The sequence below is a fragment of the Actinotalea sp. C106 genome (genome assembly GCF_023630195.1).
In the GTDB taxonomy this organism is placed as follows: Bacteria; Actinomycetota; Actinomycetes; order Actinomycetales; family Cellulomonadaceae; genus Actinotalea.
In genome coordinates, this window is the sequence record NZ_JALPKN010000352.1 from 1 (window position 1) to 2,754 (window position 2,754).

General features: G+C 73.7%; 3 protein-coding genes. 2 read left to right on the forward strand and 1 reads right to left on the reverse strand.

What is annotated here, in order from left to right; translation table 11 throughout:
- Positions 1 to 143: 143 nt before the first annotated feature.
- Positions 144 to 1,154, reverse strand: coding sequence for a siderophore ABC transporter substrate-binding protein (locus L0B03_RS16165; protein ID WP_250447779.1), 1,011 nt, complete (start codon positions 1,152 to 1,154; stop codon positions 144 to 146).
- A gap of 87 nt (positions 1,155 to 1,241) precedes the next feature.
- On the opposite strand from L0B03_RS16165, the gene L0B03_RS16170 reads away from it, so the two are divergent.
- Together L0B03_RS16170 and L0B03_RS16175 are read left to right on the forward strand one after the other, a co-directional pair.
- Positions 1,242 to 2,108, forward strand: coding sequence for a siderophore-interacting protein (locus L0B03_RS16170; RefSeq protein WP_250447781.1), 867 nt, complete (start codon positions 1,242 to 1,244; stop codon positions 2,106 to 2,108).
- Between the two features lie 46 nt (positions 2,109 to 2,154).
- The coding region (locus tag L0B03_RS16175; protein WP_250447783.1) for a siderophore-interacting protein at positions 2,155 to 2,754 on the forward strand (600 nt) is incomplete at its 3' end.

Sequence of the window (2,754 nt, forward strand, 5' to 3'; positions counted from 1 at the left end):
CGGGACGGTCGGGCCGCGGGTCGCCGTCGGGCCGGAGGTGGCCCGGACCCGCCGCAGCGCCGGTGGACGTGCCGGCACCCTCCGCGACCGGGGTGGACGCGGAGGGTGCTGACCGAGCGGTGAGCGACATGAGGAGCGGCGGGTCAGCCCGCGAGAGCGGACGCGACCTCGTCGGTGATGCGCTGCAGCGTGCCCAGGCCGCCGTTGACGATGTACCAGTCGACCGAGTCGACGTAGAGGACGTTGTCCTCGCTCCACGCGGTGGTCTCGGCGACGAGCTCGTTGTCGAGCACCTCGGCGGCGGCCGCCCCGGCCTCGCCGGTCGCGGAGTCGCGGTCCACGACGAAGAGCCAGTCGGGGTCGGTCTCGGCGATGAACTCGAAGCTGATGGCCTCGCCGTGGGTGGCCTCCTCGACGTCCTCGACCGCGGGGGTCACGCCGAGCTCGTCGTGCACGAAGCCGAAGCGAGAGCCGGGGCCGTAGGCGGTGACCTCCCCGCCGCTGGTGAGGACGATGAGGCCCTCCCCGGCGTCGGCGGCAGCCTCGCGCGTGGCCTCGATGTCGGCGTCGAGGGCCGTGATGAGCTCCTCGATCTGCTCCTCGGCGGCGAAGATCTGGCCCAGGGTGCGGGCGTTGTCCTCGATGCTGCCGCGGAAGTCCTCCCAGTCGTTGGAGAGGTCGATGGTGGGAGCGATCTTGGCGAGCTCGGGCAGGGCCTCGGCGGAGCGGCCCGCGACGATGATGAGGTCGGGCTCGGCGGCGTTGACGGCCTCGTAGTCGGGCTCGAACAGGGTGCCGATGTCGAGGTAGTCCTCGGTGTCGTAGACCGCGAGGTCACCCGGGAGGGTGGACTTGGGCAGCCCGTCGACCTCGACGCCGATCGCGGCGAGGGTGTCGATGGTCGCGAAGTCGAAGACGAGGACGGTCTCGGGGTCGACCGGGACGGTCGTCTCGCCCTGCGCGTGGGTCACGGTGACCTCGGCGGGGTCGGTGTCGGTCTCGGTGGCGGCGGCGTCCGTGGTGGTCTCCGCCGCGTCGCTCGCGCACCCGGCGAGGGCGAGCGCGGCAGCTGCAGCGAGGGCGACGGGGCGTAGGAGGCCGGTCGTCGAGGCGGACCGGGTCCGGGTCGTGGTCATGAGGCTCCGTTCGAGCATGGATTGAGGTTAGCCTTACCTTGCTGCAGCGAGGTGAGGTTAACCTAAGTTCGCCCTGATCCTGCAAGCCCGTCTCAGCGAGGACCCATGACCGCACCCACGGCCCGCGCCGTCAGCACCACCCCGGCCACCGCCGCCGAGCCCGCCGTCCGCCGGATCGGCCACCCCCTCGTCGCCCGCCGCCTCGAGGTGACCCAGGTCGAGGAGCTCAGCCGCTCGATGCGCCGCATCACCCTGGACGGCCCGGACCTCGCGGGCTTCGTCGCCCTCGGCCCCGCCGACCACGTCAAGGTCTTCTTCCCCGGCCCGCTCCCGGCCCTGGACGGCCACGAGAACCTGGCCCTGCCCGTGGTGGAGGACGGGCGCTGGGTCAACCACGGCGCCCCCGGGCTGCTGCACCGCGACTACACCGTGCGGACCTTCGACCCCGCCGTCGGGCTGGTGCTCGACATGGTCGTGCACGCCCACGGGCCGGCTGGTCGGTGGACGGGGCAGGCCCGCCCGGGGCAGCCCCTCGGCGTCCTGGGGCCGCGCGGCTCGATGATCCCGCCGACGGACCGCGAGCGCTACGTGCTGGCCGCGGACGAGACCGGGCTGCCCGCCCTGCTGAACTGGCTCGACGTGCTCCCGGCCGCAGCCGAGGTCGAGGCGTTCGTCGAGGTCGACCGCCCCGCGGACCACGTCGCCCTGCCGGAGCGCCGACGGACGCAGGTCACCTGGTTGCACCGCTCGGCCGCCGAGCCCGGCACCACCACGTTGCTGCCCGACGCCGTCGCCCAGGTGCAGGGCCTCGAGCCCGGACGGGTGTGGGCCTGGGCGGGGGCCGAGACCACCGCGGTGCGCGCGATCCGTCAGCACCTGTCGGGACGCGGTCTGGGGCGTGAGTCCTTCGCGATGACGGGCTACTGGCGCCGCGGCGAGCCGAACTTCGACCACCACTCCGAGGACGCCTGACGCGGGGTGAGAGCGAGGGTGAAGACACTGACGTAGCCTTCCGGGCGTGCCTTCCTCCTCGATCCACCGCATCACCCTGGACGCGCGGCTACGTCGGCTGACCGTCCGGCGAGTGGTCGACCTCAGCGCGACCATGCGACGGGTCGAGCTGGTCGGCCCGGACCTCGAGGGGTTCGCCTGCCACGGGCCCACGGACCACGCCAAGGTCTTCTTCCCTGTCGAGCCCGACGGCGTCCCGGCCCTGCCCGACCTCGCCGACGGCCGGTTCACGGACCGCTTCGATCCCCGCTACGTGTGCCGCGAGTACACGGTCCGGACCCACAGGCCGGAGGACGGCGCGATGGTGCTCGACCTCGCCACCCACGAGCACGGGCCCGCGGGGAGATGGGCGGCCGCCGCGGCGCCCGGCCGGGAGCTGGGCGTGTACGGCCCGAAGACCTCGAAGATCCCGCCGATGGACCGCCCCTGGTACCTCCTCGCCGCCGACGAGGCCGGGCTCCCGGCCCTGACCAACTGGCTCGAGCGCCTGGCGGGGCGGCCCGGGCAGGTGCACGCGCTGATCGAGGTCGACGGGCCGGCGGACGAGGTCCCGCTGCCCACGCGGGCGGGCGTCGAGGTCACCTGGGTGCACCGGGGCGGCCTCGAG